This is a genomic window from Sporosarcina aquimarina (assembly GCF_023715615.1).
Lineage (GTDB): Bacteria > Bacillota > Bacilli > Bacillales_A > Planococcaceae > Sporosarcina > Sporosarcina aquimarina_A.
Genome location: NZ_JAMBOM010000003.1, coordinates 289,139 through 305,671, shown reverse-complemented (window position 1 = coordinate 305,671; position 16,533 = coordinate 289,139). Strand labels below are relative to the sequence as shown.

Here is a 16,533-nt window from a genome sequence, read left to right as displayed (position 1 = left end):
TTGCTCGTATGCAATCAGCCTTTTTTGTTGTGGACTATTGAATACAAAAAACTAGTAATATAAAGTAAAGGTATCGGTAGTGATGCGAAATCGAATTCAAAGGAATGAGCGTAATGAGAGAAACGGTAACTGCAAAGGATGTAGCTAAACTGGCGGGAGTCTCCCAATCCTCAGTTTCGAGGGTATATTTTGAAGGAGCTTCTGTTTCAGAAAAGACGAAGAAGCGGGTTCTTGAGGCTGCGGAAGAACTTGGCTATCGTCCTAACGTATACGCGAGAAGCCTCATAACGAATCAGTCGAATATTATTGGCCTTGTCATGAAAGGCGTTCAAAACCCTTTTTATGCGCAAGTGCTGAAACGGTTTAGTTCCATATTTAAGCAACATGGATATAGTATTTTGTTTGTCTATACCAACAATGATGAAATTCAAAAAGAGGATGTCGAAACGTTATTGAACTATAATGTTGCGGGTGTGGTAGTCACGGATGCAACCATGTCGTTTTCAGTAGGGGAAGAGTTTAAGAAAAATCATATTCCACTCGTCTTCTTTAATAGAAAGCTAGGAACAGGAGAGTTCCACTCGGTATGCTGCAATAATTTAAGTGCGAGTCGTTCGATTGCGCAGTACTTACTATCAAAAGGTGCATCAGAGCTGGTGTTGATTACTGGAAATGAACACACATCTACGAGCATGGAGCGTGAAAAAGGTTTTTGTGAAGTTCTCGATCAACAGAAAATCGCATACCGGAAATATAACTCAGATTACACATATGAGGGAGGCCATCAGACAGCTATGACTGTCCTGGAAGGAAAACGTTTGCCGTCAGCATTTTTTGTCGCTAATGACATAATGGCATTAGGAGTAATTGACGCACTTCGTAAAAATGATATTCGTATTCCACAAGACACAAAAGTTGTAGGATTCGATAATATTGATATGGCTTCTTGGCCAGCTTATGAATTGACGACCTGGGAACAGCCGATTGAAGAAATGATAGAGGAAACTGTGAATTATTTATTGGCAGAAATCACGTCTTATACCGGTTTAGCGCAAATTATAGAGGTGGATGGAAAATTCGTTGAAAGAAAAACTACATAAAAGTGTTGACTAAAATGAATAATAGGAATAATCTTTTCTCATAGAGTTTCTTGCATACGTATGCAAGTGTGAGAACTCTCCGTGTAATGAGAATAGGTCTGTAACTAATTTTTTTATAAATCGGAATGTAAGCGGTTTAAAAATAGGAGGCGTAATTATGGTGAAAGTGATTAAAGCAGGTAAGTCACAAGAAGAAGTAGTTGCAAATGATACTAAGGTATCGGAAATTGTTGCAGGTGCATTAAAAGATGTAGAGACTCGTGGTGATCAAGCGGTACGAGAGCTATCGGCGAAGTTCGATAAATGGGCTCCTGAATCATTCCGTTTGAGTGATGCTCAAATTCAGGAAATCGTTGAACAAGTGCCATCTAGTGTCATTGAAGACATTAAGTTTGCTCAAAAAAACATTCAGGCGTTTGCACAAGCACAACTAGATTCTTTGAATGATGTAGAAGTTGAAAACATCCCAGGAGTTATTTTGGGACACAAAAACATCCCTGTAAACAGTGTAGGCTGCTATATCCCTGGTGGCCGTTATCCGATGGTAGCTTCTGCACACATGAGTGTTTTGACTGCAAAAGTTGCTGGAGTGAAACGAGTAATTGCATGTACTCCGCCGATCAATGGCGAAATTCCAAACGCAACAATCGCTGCTATGCATTTAGCTGGGGCAGATGAAATCTACTTGCTTGGTGGCATTCAAGCAATGGCGGCAATGGCAATCGGTACAGAATCTATTGAATCCGTAGACATGATCGTTGGACCGGGTAATGCATTCGTCGCAGAGGCAAAGCGTCAATTATACGGTCGGGTTGGAATTGACCTATTTGCAGGTCCTACAGAAACGTTAGTGGTTGCAGACCATACAGCGGACGCTGAAATGATCGCAACCGATCTTCTCGGTCAAGGTGAACACGGACCGACTTCTCCAGGAGCATTAATCACGACTTCTGAAAAACTCGCCTACGAAACGATTGAAGAAATCGCACGTCAGTTGGAAACATTGTCGACTGCAGATGTTGCAAGTGTTTCATGGGAAGATTATGGCCAAGTATTGGTCGTGGATTCCATTGAAGAAGCACGTGTTGAAGCTGATCGTCTTGCATTTGAGCACGTAGAGATTTTAACGGAAGATCCAGATTACTTCCTAGAAAACATGACGAACTATGGTTGCTTGTTCTTAGGACCTGAAACGAACGTTGCTTACGGGGACAAAGTAATCGGCACGAACCACACGCTACCGACAAAAGGGGCAGCACGTTATACAGGTGGACTGTGGGTAGGGAAATTCATTAAAACCGTGACGTATCAAAAAGTGAAGCCGGAAGCTAGTGCTTATATCGGAGAATACGCAGCACGTCTTTGTAAGCTGGAAAACTTTGAAGGACATGCGAAACAAGCACTCCTTAGAGTAGAACGGTACGGTAAAAAGTAAATCGTACACTTGGGGAAATTGGGGGTTTTACTATGTTAGGATTCATTGGTCTTTTTGGGGGACTAGCAATATTAATCTTTTTGACAATGAAGGGGATGAATCTCCTCATTGCAGCACCAATAACTGCACTGTTTATCGCAGTGTTAAACGGCATTCCTCTCTTCCCGCAGTTAGCGGAAGAGGGAGCAGTAAATTTCTTAACGAACTATATGGGCGGATTTACGGGGTTCATCGCATCCTGGTACTTGATGTTCTTGACGGGAGCCATATTCGGTAAAGTCATGGAAGACAGTGGGGCCGCAGATAGTATTTCGCAATGGATTGTCAGCAAAATCGGTATGAAACGAGCAGCTTTAGCAGTAGTCATCGCCTGTGCTGTTTTAACATACGGTGGTGTCAGTTTGTTCGTTGTCGCATTCTCTGTCTATCCGATGGCGTTGAGTCTATTCAGACAAGCCAATCTACCAAGACGATTCATACCAGCTGCATTAGCATTTGGATCCACGACGTTTACAATGACGTCCGCGGGATCACCTGAAATACAAAACTGGATTCCAATCGAGTTCCTAGGCACAACTCCATATGCGGGTTGGGAAGTGAGCTTTTTCGTAGCAATCTTCATGTTCTTGTTTGGATACTGGTGGCTGAAACGAATGATTTCTAAAGCTGTCGCTAAAGGTGAAAGCTTTGTTGTGAGAGAAACGGATCAGGAAGCGGATACACGAACAGAACTTCCGAATCCATTGCTCAGCATGATTCCTTTAGTAGTTGTCCTTGGTATTACATTGATTTTGCACAAACCACTCGGAACGTCAGCGTTAATTATTTCTTTGAGCGGTGGTATTTTAGCAACGTATTTGATCAATAAAAAGTACTTTCAGAACTTCGGGCATGCGGTTGGTGAAGGTGCAATGGGGGCAGTTATTGCAATCGCCAACACAGCCGCAGTCGTTGGTTTTGGGGGTGTGGTAAAAGCGACACCTGCTTTTGATGCAGCGGTTGGCGTAATGACAGACATCCCGGGGAGCCCGCTTATTGGGGGGGCACTGGCGGTTGCCGTTATCGCTGGACTTACGGGTTCGTCATCAGGGGGACAGGCGATTGCCTTGCCACTACTTGCACCACATTATATGGATTTAGGAGTCGATCCAGAGGCGTTACACCGTACAGTAGCCATATCTTCAGGGTCATTGGATTCACTGCCACAAGGAGGATACGTTGTGACAACTATTCGTTCCATTGCGGGTGAAACGCATAAAGACGCGTATCCAGCATTTGGAGCCTTGTCTGTTGTCGTACCAATCATTGGTGCCGCTTTGGCTGTTATCTTATTCTCGATAGGCTTGTAAGAGTTCAATACCCAACAAACCATCTGATGGTTTGTTGGGTATCTTTCGTTTGCTAGACAAAAATAAGGGGTGGTATAGATGGAGAAGATTTCAATAATTGGTTGTGGAACAATGGGGCATTCTATCGGATTAGCAGCCGCATGGGCAGGATTTCCGGTTAAACTTATTGGAATGAATGAAGCTGATCTTGAAACAGCCAAAACAGGATTACAAAACAAGTTAACCGTGATGATGGAAAACGAACTAATCGATTTGAATGAAATAAAAAGCATTCGTGGGAACATCGAGTTATCGACGTCGTTAGAAGAGAGTGTTTCGTCTTCTGATTTTATCTTTGAAGTGATACCTGAACAAATCGAACTGAAATGGGTATTGTATAAAAAGCTAGAAGCATTAGTGAGTGACACATGTCTTATTGCTAGCAATACATCTGGATTTAAACCGAGTGAGCTTGCAAAAGAGATGAAGCATCCGAACCGCTTCATTGTCACACACTTTTGGAACCCTGCTCACTTAATTCCTCTCGTAGAAGTGGTAACGGGTGAGCATACAGACGAGCGAACCATTGAGCAAGTGATGAAAATTCTTGAAAAGATGAATAAGAAACCGGTTCTACTAAAGAAAGAAATCCCTGGTTTCATAGGTAATCGTCTTCAATATGCATTGTTCCGGGAAGCCCAGTATTTATTAGATATTGGAGCTGCAACGAAAGAAGACATTGACGCTGCAGTTACCTATAGCATAGGGCGCCGTTTACCAATTACAGGTCCATTGATGACCGCAGATATGGGCGGACTGGATGTATTTTCAGCAATATCGAATTACTTATTCAGCGAACTAAGTACAGCTCAACAATCTGGTGAAACGCTCACTCGTCTTGTGGATGAGAAACATTTAGGTGATAAAAATGGACAGGGTTTTTATGAATGGGACGAGAAGACATCTAAAGAGGTCAATGAAGAGCGTGAACGCACACTCATCCATTTCTTGAAATATGATCGAAATAACCGAGAGGAGGAGAACGAATGAGTTCTTATTTCTCTGAACTTGAGGGGAAAACCGTTGTCGTTACAGGTGGTAGTAAGGGAATAGGAAAAGATATTGCACGCACATTTGCAGAGTTGAATGCCAATGTAATTATTACAGGCCGTGATGAAAAAGCACTCAATGAAACTGTAAGTGAACTTCGAGTATTTAACCCAAAATGCATCGGGATCTCTGGGGATTTGAGTGGTCTATCTGTGATCCAGCATTTGATTGAAACAGTTATAGCTACCTTCGGAACGATTGATGTGTTAGTGAATAATGCAGGAGTAAACATTGCGAAGCCAGCAATGGACGTGACAGAATCGGATTGGGACACTGTACTCGATTTAAACTTGAAGTCGGTCTTCTTTAGTAGCCAGGAAGCAGCTCGTCATATGCTTGCTCAAAAAAGTGGTAAGATTATTAACATTGCTTCGCAAATGGCGTTTGTTGGGTATTATAAGCGTGCGGCGTATTGTGCAAGTAAGGGAGGGCTCGTTCAATTAACGAAGGCATTGGCAGTTGAATGGGCAGAGCATGGCATTACGGTAAATGCAGTTGCCCCAACGTTCATTGAAACGGAGTTGACCGCAAAAATGTTTACAGATGAAGCCTTTAAACAAGATGTAGAAAAGCGGATCTTGTTAAATGGATTGGCCAAGCCTAAGGATATATCAGGAGCTGTACTCTATCTAGCTTCCGATATGGCTAGCTTTGTAACAGGAGAAACCATTAAAGTAGATGGCGGATGGACAGCAATTTAACTTAAGGGGATGAAGAAATGGTAGAAGGCAACGTTTTGTTCATTACAGGAGCCGCTCGAGGAATCGGCTTTGATATTGCAAAAGCCTTTTCAGAATCCGGAGCAAAAGTGGTTCTTTCAGATCTTAGTCAACAAGCGATCGATGAAGCAGTTTCTCAGTTAAGTGGAGATGTTTCGGGAATTGTTTGTGACGTCACGAAAGAAGAAGACATTCAAGCTGCAATTGAATTCACTGTAAAAACCTACGGAAAAATAGATATCTTGGTGAATAACGCAGGTATGCAACATGTGTCGTTCATTGAAGAATTCCCAACCGAAAAGTTTGAGCTACTAGTTAAAATTATGCTAACGGCACCATTTATCGCTATTAAACACGCAATGCCATATATGAAGAAGCAGAAGTTTGGCCGTATCATTAACATGGCATCGATTAATGGGGTTATAGGTTTTGCAGGGAAAGCTGCCTACAACTCTGCGAAACATGGCGTAATTGGATTAACAAAAGTAGCTGCCTTGGAATCTGCAACAGATGGTGTTACCGTGAATGCAATTTGTCCGGGATATGCAGATACGAAACTGGTACGTGACCAATTCAATGATCTTGCAAAAACCCGCAACGTTGAAGTAGAGCAAGTATTGGAAGAAGTTTTATATCCACTTGTGCCACAGAAAAGGTTGATTGACGTCAAAGAAATCACCGATTTGGCATTGTACATGTCGAGTGAATCAGCAAAAGGGATTACTGGACAGGCGATCGTTTTAGATGGTGGGTATACGGCTCAGTAATCGGGTGTAACTCGTTTCGAATTCTTGTAAACGAAAGAGTATCCTTAAAGTATATATCAAAGTAAAAAACCGCACGCCAACCTGGAAAATGAGGTTGGCGTGCGGTTTTCTTTTATTCTCTGTGATAGGCTTTCAAGAAATCTTTTACCTTATCAGAATCAGCTACGAGCTCGTTTCCTGTGTCTACCAGTGGGCTAACTGTCGAATAGGCTTTTTTCTTGTTGCCTTGGTAATAGTTCAAAAATTCATCTTGATTGATGGAGAAGAGTACCGCTTTACGTAAGTTTTCACTCTCTGAAACTTCTCGGCCGGCCGTGTTGAACTGCAAATAAGTAACGGCGTTGCTGTCACTTTTTTGTAGTAGCAAGTTATCGTCTGCTTCAACAAGGTCGTACTTCGTTTCCGGAACGCCATTAAATAGATGAATTTCACCGTTACGTAATGCCGACAGAGCACTATCAGAGTCATCGATGAAGCGTACAGTTATGTTTGAAATCTTAGGTTCAAAATCACTTCCCTTACGATACCCAGGATTTTTTACGAAATCTGCTTGGTAATCGTTTTTCTTCACAAGAATATAAGGTCCACTTGCATACAGATGGTTGTTATAAGTTGCACCTTCAGTTACTGTGCGCTGATCTCCATATGGAATATCCTTATCTAAGTTGAAGGATGCAACATCGTATGTGTTGATACTCTTCACTTGTTTCTCTGAGACTATCCCTGCGGATTGATGGGCCAAGTAATTTAATACTTGGGGGAATGGTTCAGTTGTTGTTACTTTAACCACTTGATAGTTTCCTTTACTATTGTCAGCTTTTGTTTTACTTTCAACGACTCCGGATAGTTTCGTATCAAGCCCTTTTTCCAGTGACTCTAGAATGGTTTTTTCACTACCGGATTGTTTTGCATTCTTCAATTCTGTTAAATCGGTAACAATTTCAGCGCTTTTTATACGCTCGTGTAAGCTATACGTTCGGTGATCAGGTACAGAGTCTTTGTCTTTTGCACGTTCCAGAGAGAACACAACATCTTCTGCGCCGACACGTTCTCCCGTGTCAATCGCTTTCTCATTGGAAATGGAAGCAAAGTTAATGTCATCGCGAAGAAGGAAGTAGTAGTCTGAATTTCCTTCAGCCATCGCATAGTTATAAGAGAGTGAACCATCTGATACGACCTCATCTTCATCTGTTAAGTTGACAAGTCGTACGTACATATTTGTGTTGAGTGTATTAATAGAACCATCGTTCCCTTTAATTGGATCCAGAGAAGTCAAATCGCCTATTGCTTGTTGCGTCACCAGTGGTTCAGTTGTGCGTTTTGCTGCATCTTTGAAGTCAATAGTTTCCCATGGAATCGCACGGGATTTTGCAAGTCTAACTGTATCTGAATTCAGCACTTCTTTGTTTACGCCTTGTGCTTTAAAAGAGTTATAAAGGGGTGCGATGAATGCTTTTTCTGTAACGAGTTGCTGTTCAAGCTGCTTGTAAGTTTTAATATATTCGTCAGCAGTTTCTGAGCTTGCTTTATCGATCAGTTCATCCACTTTAGAGTCCTTAACCAGACTATTCGCGCCATCAGATTTGAATAACGCACGTACGGCATAGTCAGGGTTACCAGTTACTGTCGTCCAACTTGAAAGTGCAAGGTCGAAGTTTCCAGCATCTTTTTGTGCTGAAAAGGTTCCGTAATCCGGTTGAATGTTCAGTTTGACGTCAAAACCATTTTTGATGAGCTGGTCACGCACAATATTTAAGTCTTCTTAGCCTGATCCCATTCCAAGGACTTCAATCTGCACTTTCTCATTCAAGCCACCCTTGCTGTCCTCTTCTTTACCTTCACTTTCGACTTCGGATTTAGTTTTGACACACCCTGCAAGCACAAGAACGAGCAGTATGGTTAGTGTTAACAGTTTCTTTTTCATAGATGAATCCCTCCAAGTTTTTGTTAGTTGTCAGTCAAGCTTAGGATCTAGGGCATCTCGCAACCCATCACCCAAGAAATTGAAGGAGAGAACGAGCAATATAATTGCAAGTCCAGGGAAAATTGCGAGATACGAATTCGACTCAAGATACGTACTACCGACTTTCAAAATATTTCCCCATTCTGGAATATGTGGCTCGACTCCAAGTCCTAAGTAACTTAGACTACTTGTCGCGATGACTGCACCACCAATTGTTAAAGTCGATTTTACAATCATCGGAGCAAGTGAATTAGGTACAACTTGTTTAAACAGTATTGAAAAGTCTGATGCGCCTAATGCCTTTGCAGAATCGACGAAATCGTAGTTAGAAACCATAAGGACATTCGCTCGCATCGTACGTGCATACGTTGGTATGCCACCAACGCTTAGCGCAATAATTAGATTGACTGTATTGGCTCCAAATGCAGCAATTATGGCGATTGCAAGTAAGATACCAGGAATCGAATATAGGATATCGAGCAAGCGCATAATCCAGTTGTCGATGCGATTACTGTAATATCCCGCAATTGCACCAAGGAATCCTCCAATTAGGCCTGGAAGAATCGTAGATGCAAAACCCACGAGCAATGAAATCCTGGCACCGAACACAATTCTTGAAAACACATCGCGTCCAAAGTTATCCGTTCCAAACGGATACACGATACTGGGAGCTTGTAATATAGCACTGTAATTATTTTCTACAGCAAGTGCATAGTCGAACGTGAATCGGCTCGTGATAGAAATGGTAAGCATGAGTAGAATGAAAAACATGCCTAGGACCGCAGTAGAATTCCGAGTGATTTTCTCCCACATCACATTCCATTTCAGCAGTCGGGAAGAATCGAAGCGCCTAGACTTCATGAAAAGGCTCCAACCTAGAAGTAAAGCAAATAAGTTACCTGTAACGGCTGTTGCCATTAAAACAACAGCAAGGATAGACATCCAACGTGGGGCTGTATACTCTCTTACGTAATGGACTGTCAGTATGAGCGCTACTAGGTGAAACAGAGCAATAACAAGAAGGCTTGCCATAGCGATAAGAAACGTATCGCTGACATAAGGTTTAAATAGATTCACTGAGCTTATAGCGATGACAGCTAGTTGAGTCAGGAGCGTATACACCGCAAACGTGTATTCAGGAGTCTTTCTTTTATTGATTAAGTTAAAAGCGAAAGCAGCTGCAAAAATATTACCTGTCAGTAAACTTGCTAGTTGGAAATAACCTAAACGTCTTGTTGTTTTGTGAATTCCCCCCGTATTGAGCAGATCCTTTTTCATCTTTCTAGTGATGAATAGCTGGAATATGGACGTTAACATGTAGGCGCAGAACAGGGCGAACACAAACGGATTCAGCTCATCTGTTTTAGTTGGAAAACTGTTCCACCAGAAGAGTGCAGCGAGTGCTAACGAGAGAATCCATGTGAAATTAGCTTGAGGATAATCTTTTGATATCACTAACGCATGTCGATTGTTTGAGGAATCTTTCATGCTTTCACCTACTTTACGATTGGTTTATCTTAGAGCGAATTCGTGGATCTAGGAATGCATACAAAATATCAATTAGTAAATTGACTAAGGATATTGTAATTGCAATATAGACAACTCCGCCCATGATGGCGGGGATATCAGGGATGAATTGCTTATCAACAATATAACTTCCTATTCCTCTAATATTGAAGACCTTTTCCGTTACGGCAGCACCTCCAAGCATCCCTCCGAACAATAGTCCGATGACAGTGATGACAGGGATCATAGCGTTTCCGACAGCATGTTTCCATAACATCTGACTCTTAGAAAGTCCTTTCGCTCGTGCTGTGATGATGTAGTCTTCGTGAATAATTTCAAGTAACGATGAGCGCATCATTCTTGCAATAGAGGCTGTAAGCGCAGTTCCAAGAACGACGATAGGCATAATCATGGATAGGTGATTACTAGGACTATACGTAGCTGGCAACCAATTGAGCTTAATCGAGAAATTTAGAATGAAGATTAGTCCTTGCCAAAAGTTCGGAATGGACAAGCCGATTAATGCAATGAACATGAACGAGTAATCCAGAAACGAATTCGGTCGAGTTGCAGAAAGGATGCCGACCGGAATTGCTATGACAACTGCCATAATGACCGAGAACAGTGCAATCGTTAACGTAACCGGGAATTTGTTGGCGATGCTCGTTGCGACATCTTCATTACCTGCAAATGAAGATCCTAGATCGAAGGTGGCGATACCTTTTAACGCATTCAATAGTTGTTGCCAATAGGGTAGGTCGAGTCCGTGTAATTGGTTGAACGCTGCAATCTGCTCCTGTGTCGCCGATTCCCCAAGAATGTTGGAGGCTGGATCGAATGGTGAGATATAGAGAATTGTAAACACCAAAATCGCGACTCCTACAATGACAAGCACACTTTGGATAAGTCTCTCTGCGATATAGGTTAGAAAAGGATTGCTGATTAGCAATAGGATTGCGTACATAAGAACCCCGGGAAGTAAGGTGCAAAGTAAAAAATGGCGGCGTTCTAAGAGGGATTGAAAGTAAACCGAATACGTAGTTCTCTGTATTCCATTCTGATTAAAATAATCAACAGTACGCCGTGTAATTTCTTCTTTCTTCCTTTCTTCCACTAGCTTTTCAGCTACTTCGTGTAGCTCTTTATCGCTAACATTCTCCTGAAAGAAAGTTCGTTTTCGAGATAGCTGATCTACATAATCAGCATGCCATTGATCAGATAATTGTTCCTTTGACAGTTCCAACGCTATGTCTTTCAACACAGTATCGCGGCTTTGGTCTTTTTTTCTAATCAAGTAAATAAAATATATGACTAGATGAACGGGAAGTCCGGCCAGAACTAACAGAACTTGAACTACTGTTTTTCCTTGTGCTTCTTTGTATGACTTTTGAAGAAGTGAAGTAATAGTGTACGCCAAATTAATCCACCACCTTTTTATATTGTTTAATTCCTATCGGTATACTAGACTATAATCAAGTAGTTATTAGTTGTCAATTCTATTCTTGACATTCACCAATGATGACAAAAGGGGGAGGATTTCCTGTGGAACCCATATTAAAAGTAAAAGATCTACACGTTTCCTTTACGATGAGGGATGAAGATTTCCACGCTGTTCGTGGTGTGAGTTTTGAGGTTAATAAAGGAGAAACACTTGGTATTGTAGGAGAATCAGGCAGTGGAAAAAGCGTGACCGCGCGTTCTATCATGCGTTTATTGCCTTCCCCACCTTCGTATATGAAAGAGGGAATTATCGAATTTCAAGGAGAAAATCTGACCTTGAAGACAGAGAAGGAAATGGAACGTATTAGGGGTAATGGGATTGGGATGATTTTTCAAGATCCTATGACTTCTTTAAATCCGACTAAAATAATAGGAAAACAAATATGTGAAAGCATTATGAAACATATGAACGTTTCCAAGAGAGAAGCAAAAAGGGAAACAATTGAACTTTTAAATTTGGTTGGCATTAAAGATAGTGAAGTTCGGTATAACCAATACCCTCATGAGTTTTCAGGAGGAATGCGTCAACGGGTCATGATTGCAATTGCGCTCGCTTGTAAGCCCGCATTGCTAATTGCAGATGAGCCTACGACCGCACTAGATGTAACCATTCAGGCACAAATTCTCGATCTCATGAAAACTATTCAACAACGTTTTGGCACTTCTATAATATTGATCACTCATGATTTGGGAGTAGTTGCGGAAATGTGTGATCATGTCGCAGTTATGAAGAAAGGTGAAATTGTGGAAACCGGAACAACGTTTGAGGTGTTTGAAAGTCCAAAACATCCATACACGAAAAATTTATTAAATGCACTACCTCGACTCGATGAGAAGAAAAAGGAGAAACGTGTATCCCAATTACCAGAGGGAATTGACAAGACGATTCCCCTTATTCAAGTGACGTCCCTTAAGCAACATTTCGATAGTGGAAAAAAAGGATTAACTAAAGCGGTTGACGATATTAGTTTTCACATTCGACCCGGTGAAACACTTGGTCTTGTAGGGGAATCTGGATCTGGCAAGTCTACAACGGGACGTGCAATTTTGAGGTTGGACGAACCGACGGGTGGGGAAGTGTTATACCAAGGGATGGCCATCAACCGTTTTACTTCAAAAGAGATGAAGAGAATGAGAAAACATATGCAAATGATTTTTCAAGACCCATATTCCTCTTTGAATCCACGCTTTAAAGTACTTGATATTATCGGGCAAGCACTAGATATTCATCAGATGAGCAAAAGCAAAACTGAACGGAAGAAAAGGGTGGAAGAGTTGCTGATGATGGTTGGTTTGGAACCTGAGCATGCGATGCGTTATCCCCATGAATTCTCTGGTGGTCAACGTCAAAGAATTGGAATTGCACGAGCTTTGGCAGTGGAGCCAGATTTCATCGTATGTGATGAACCACTATCTGCACTTGATGTATCCATCCAAACACAGATTGTTCAACTTCTGGAGGATTTACAACATAAGCTGGGTCTTACGTATTTATTCATAGCTCATGACTTGTCAATGGTGAAGCACATCAGCGATCGGGTAGCAGTTATGTACGCAGGGAAGATTGTCGAGTTGGCAGAGAGCGAAGAGTTATATAATAACCCGCTCCATCCATATACAAAGTCCTTATTAGCTGCTATTCCGATTCCAGACCCTAAATTGGGAGCAAACAAACATCGACAACTCAACAAAGATGATGAAACAAGTAGGAAGTTCAATGTGGAAAATACAAAACTGGTAGAAGTAACGGATGGGCATTGGGTAGCTCATGAAATAGGGTGAAATCTAAAAAACAATTGAAAGACCAGTTAAGTGATGATTAGGTGACAAAGCCTCATTCAGCCTAAGTATGAGGCTGAATGAGGCTTTTCATTTCATTAAGTTTCTGTTTTCGTTTTGCTAACAGTAAACACTCGATACACCGAAGGAATCAGCAACAATGTAATGACGGTCGCAAATAGTAATCCCGAAATGAGTACTGTTGCAAGAGGTGCTTGGTAGTTCCCTGAGACACCAGATGCGAGTGCAAGGGGCAACATGCCACCCACTGTCGTTAACGTTGTCATGAGAATGGGGCGTATTCGTTGAATACCTGCTGCAACGAGTGCTTCTTCAACAGAACTTCCTTCTGTACGCAGCTGATTTGTCCGGTCAATGAGTAATATTGCATTGTTCAAGACGATACCAATGAGCATGATGATTCCCATACCCGACAAGAGATTCAGTTCTCTTTGAGTGACGGCCAACCCAATTATGACACCGATTATTGCCATTGGGATGATAGACATGACGATGAAGGGGTGCCCTAAGTGGTTAAACTGGACTGCCATTACAAAATACACAAGGAATAATGCAATAGCCAATACAATTATCATTTCCATCATCAGATTTTGTTGCTGCTCGATATCGCCCGCGACTCCAACGGAATATCCTTTAGGCGTTTGGAAAGACTTCAAAGCCTTTTGAACATCACGATTGATGGCTCCTAAATCCCGCCCTTCAATATCAGCAGATATCGTAATATAACGCTCACCGTCTTTATGCATAATTTCGTTTGGAGTTTGAACCGTTTTTAAATCTATGAAAGTGGACAATTTCTTTTCGCCATTTGTTGTCGGGATCTTTAATTGGAGCAATTTTTCTGGAGTAGTTGTTTTTGAATCCCAACTTGCGATTAATGGAACTGACTGTTCCGCAACAGTGATTTGTCCGATAGGTGTAGTAACGAAGGCCTCTTCAAGGAATTGTTTCACTTGTAACGTAGACAAGCCCGCATCCTGAATCGCTTTCTCCTTCAATACAATGAGTTGCTCAGGTGAAGCATGCTGTAGGGTATCCGTAATTCCTACGACTCCTTCAACACCATCAAGTTTTTGTTTAAACTCATTGGATAGGGTTTGTAATGTGCCAAACTCCTCTCCTTTAATAATCACTTGAACGGGGGATCCCGCCAACCCATCCATAGCACTTTGAACACTATTGACTGGCGTAGAAGGCACCAATTCACGTATGCTTTTCAAAATCTGTTCGTTCACTTCTTTTTGTCCTTTGTGAATTTTATCGCCTTTCGTCATGTTAATAATCCCAACGAGCACCCCATTTGAATCCAATATATAATTAGATTCAATATCTTGAATAGCATTCAGGCGTTCATTCACAGTAGCGATTACTTCTTCTTTTTCTTGAGCATCAATACCGGATTCGAGCTCAATCACGATTTCTGTATATCTGTTGAAAATGTCCGGCATCACGGTCATCGGGATTTTAGATACGAAGAAAAGAGAGCCGACGAAGAGTGCAAAAAACAGAGCAATGACGAGCATACTGCGTTTCTTTTTTCGGACAATCCATGAAATGATGGCACTGTACCTTTTCGTAATGAACCCTTCCTTAGAGGCCGTATCTCTCTTTTTGAACCGTAAAAACTTTTCCGATAAAGTCGGTATTACCGTAAAAGCGACAATGACGGAACTGATTAAGGTAACGGCAACGACGATTGATAAGATAATCATGAGCCGACCCAGATCGCCACCTATGAATCCGATAGGTAAGAACACTACGATTGTCGTCAACATGGATGCAAAAACCGCACCAGCGACTTCCTTCGTTCCAGTAAGAACCGATTCCATATTTCCGAGTCCGAGTTCTCTCTGCCGGTAAATCGATTCCAGGATCACAATAGACGAATCCACCATCATTCCGATTCCTAAACCTAACCCAATAAGGGTCAACATATTAAGACTATAACCTAATAGGTGGACGGTTAAAAAAGTGAGAAGAACAGAAGTGGGGATAGATACCCCAATAATGAGTGTTGCACGAACGTTGCGCAGAAACACCAGTAGAATAGCAATCGCAACAATACTTCCTATTAAAATATTGACCGAAACACCTGTAATCGACTCCTGAACAAAGTCTGCCTGGGCAACCATTTCATTTAAGGTGAAGCCTTCGATAAGCCCCTCTTCTCGGATCTTTTCGACTTCCGATCGAACAGCTTTTGCCATGTCGATTTGGTTTACATTAGCAGCGCGACTGATCTGCACGAACACTAAATCTCGCGTGCCATTTTTCCAAACGAATGATGAGCCTTCAAGAGGTACTAAGGAAACCTTAGCAATGTCATCTAAAAGGATTGTTCCGGTGGATGTCGGAATTTCTAGTTGTTCAATGGACGCCACGCTATCCAACTTTGTATCCCATCTAACCGTTACTTGGTCTTTCCCGTCCCTCAATTCTCCGAGTGTCGCGTCTGTATTCGCTTCAGCTATCATGCTAATTACCTGCGAAATATCCAACTTGTGTTTCGCCAGTTCATCGCGCTTAAACTGAATGGCTACTTCAGACTCGGGCATTCCTGACAAATTCACATCAGCGACTTCACTCAAGCTATCAAGTCGCGGCTTTAAAACCTCTTTTGCGAAATCAGACATTGAGTTCATATCTCCGCCGGTCACATCCATATAGAACTCATAGCCTTGGTTCACACCATACTGACTTGAAGAGATTTCTTTAATTTCCGGATGAGCCGCTTTTAGTTCGGTTACAACTTGATGGACTTCTTTGGATAATTCTTCTCCCTGTCCGCGCTCAAATGTAATCTGTAAAGTGCTATCGCCTCGTTGGGTTTTAGATTGAATTTCTTTTACACCTTCAATTGCCTGGATCTTTTGTTCAAGTGGAGTGGTAATCATCTTCTCAACATCAACCGCGGATAGTTCACCAGCGTCGACATTGACATAAGCACCATCCATTCCAATAGAAGGCATTATCTCCTTATCCAATTGAAAAACAGCAAGTCCTCCAAGAGCGATAACCAAAACAGATAGAAGACCCACTAATACTTTTTTTCTAACGATATATTCTAAAATATGCACCGCCAGACCTCCTTTAACTTTTTACTATCTATACAATAGCGTAGATTTTAGAAATTTCAGACGTCTATAAGTCTGAATCTGTCTCAGCCTTTAGATGTATATGAGGGGTGACTCGTCTCATTCTCAAGACTATTCTTTCGTGTCTTCAATCATTCCTATTCAGGGTTAAGCTGTTTTTGCGCAGACTTAAAAAAATCAAGAAAACCGCACGCCACCTTATAATACAAA

At 41.7% G+C, this 16,533-nt stretch carries 10 protein-coding genes and 1 pseudogene; 7 read left to right on the top strand and 4 right to left on the bottom strand.

Annotated features, from left to right (window positions below):
* Positions 1–104: 104 nt before the first annotated feature.
* From M3197_RS11035 to M3197_RS11010, 6 genes are all read left to right on the top strand, one after another.
* The gene (locus M3197_RS11035) at positions 105–1,100 is read left to right on the top strand and encodes a LacI family DNA-binding transcriptional regulator (protein ID WP_251661540.1); all 996 of its coding nucleotides are present in this window, start codon (positions 105–107) and stop codon (positions 1,098–1,100) included.
* 157 nt (positions 1,101–1,257) lie between these two features.
* Positions 1,258–2,535: a histidinol dehydrogenase gene (hisD, locus tag M3197_RS11030; protein ID WP_251661539.1), complete on the top strand. Its 1,278-nt coding sequence runs from the start codon at positions 1,258–1,260 to the stop codon at positions 2,533–2,535.
* Positions 2,536–2,567: 32 nt separating this feature from the next.
* Positions 2,568–3,884 (top strand): GntP family permease, encoded by a 1,317-nt coding sequence (locus tag M3197_RS11025; protein ID WP_251661538.1) that lies wholly within the window; start codon positions 2,568–2,570, stop codon positions 3,882–3,884.
* A gap of 78 nt (positions 3,885–3,962) precedes the next feature.
* Entirely contained in the window at positions 3,963–4,913 is a 951-nt protein-coding gene (locus M3197_RS11020; RefSeq protein ID WP_251661537.1) for a 3-hydroxyacyl-CoA dehydrogenase family protein, read from the top strand.
* Positions 4,910–5,674, top strand: a complete 765-nt coding sequence (locus tag M3197_RS11015) for an SDR family NAD(P)-dependent oxidoreductase (protein WP_251661536.1) — start codon at positions 4,910–4,912, stop codon at positions 5,672–5,674. Before M3197_RS11020 ends, M3197_RS11015 begins: the two co-directional genes overlap by 4 nt.
* A 17-nt stretch (positions 5,675–5,691) precedes the next feature.
* The gene (locus M3197_RS11010) at positions 5,692–6,459 is read left to right on the top strand and encodes a 3-hydroxybutyrate dehydrogenase (protein ID WP_251661534.1); all 768 of its coding nucleotides are present in this window, start codon (positions 5,692–5,694) and stop codon (positions 6,457–6,459) included.
* A 112-nt stretch (positions 6,460–6,571) separates the two neighbouring features.
* Here M3197_RS11010 and M3197_RS11005 read toward each other — a convergent pair.
* The 3 genes and pseudogenes from M3197_RS11005 to M3197_RS10995 form a co-directional block, all read right to left on the bottom strand.
* A pseudogene (locus M3197_RS11005) lies at positions 6,572–8,383 on the bottom strand (ABC transporter substrate-binding protein).
* A gap of 30 nt (positions 8,384–8,413) precedes the next feature.
* On the bottom strand, positions 8,414–9,910 hold the full coding sequence (locus M3197_RS11000; RefSeq protein ID WP_251661532.1) for an ABC transporter permease: 1,497 nt from the start codon (positions 9,908–9,910) through the stop codon (positions 8,414–8,416).
* A gap of 13 nt (positions 9,911–9,923) precedes the next feature.
* On the bottom strand, positions 9,924–11,345 hold the full coding sequence (locus M3197_RS10995) for an ABC transporter permease (RefSeq protein WP_432813997.1): 1,422 nt from the start codon (positions 11,343–11,345) through the stop codon (positions 9,924–9,926).
* A gap of 125 nt (positions 11,346–11,470) precedes the next feature.
* Here M3197_RS10995 and M3197_RS10990 point away from each other — a divergent pair, with 125 nt between their 5' ends.
* Complete coding sequence (locus tag M3197_RS10990) at positions 11,471–13,210, top strand: ABC transporter ATP-binding protein (protein ID WP_251661531.1); 1,740 nt, start codon at positions 11,471–11,473, stop codon at positions 13,208–13,210.
* Positions 13,211–13,305: 95 nt separating this feature from the next.
* Here the strand turns inward: M3197_RS10990 and M3197_RS10985 are convergent, their stop codons facing one another.
* Positions 13,306–16,305, bottom strand: coding sequence for an efflux RND transporter permease subunit (locus M3197_RS10985; RefSeq protein ID WP_251661529.1), 3,000 nt, complete (start codon positions 16,303–16,305; stop codon positions 13,306–13,308).
* Between the last annotated feature and the right edge of the window lie 228 nt (positions 16,306–16,533).

Bases quoted from the DNA above. Each gene is read 5' to 3' on its own strand.
- M3197_RS11035 (WP_251661540.1), top strand. From the start codon at position 105: ATGAGCGTAATGAGAGAAACGGTAACTGCAAAGGATGTAGCTAAACTG.
- hisD (WP_251661539.1), top strand. From the start codon at position 1,258: ATGGTGAAAGTGATTAAAGCAGGTAAGTCACAAGAAGAAGTAGTTGCA.
- M3197_RS11025 (WP_251661538.1), top strand. From the start codon at position 2,568: ATGTTAGGATTCATTGGTCTTTTTGGGGGACTAGCAATATTAATCTTT.
- M3197_RS11020 (WP_251661537.1), top strand. From the start codon at position 3,963: ATGGAGAAGATTTCAATAATTGGTTGTGGAACAATGGGGCATTCTATC.
- M3197_RS11015 (WP_251661536.1), top strand. From the start codon at position 4,910: ATGAGTTCTTATTTCTCTGAACTTGAGGGGAAAACCGTTGTCGTTACA.
- M3197_RS11010 (WP_251661534.1), top strand. From the start codon at position 5,692: ATGGTAGAAGGCAACGTTTTGTTCATTACAGGAGCCGCTCGAGGAATC.
- M3197_RS11000 (WP_251661532.1), bottom strand. From the start codon at position 9,910: ATGAAAGATTCCTCAAACAATCGACATGCGTTAGTGATATCAAAAGAT.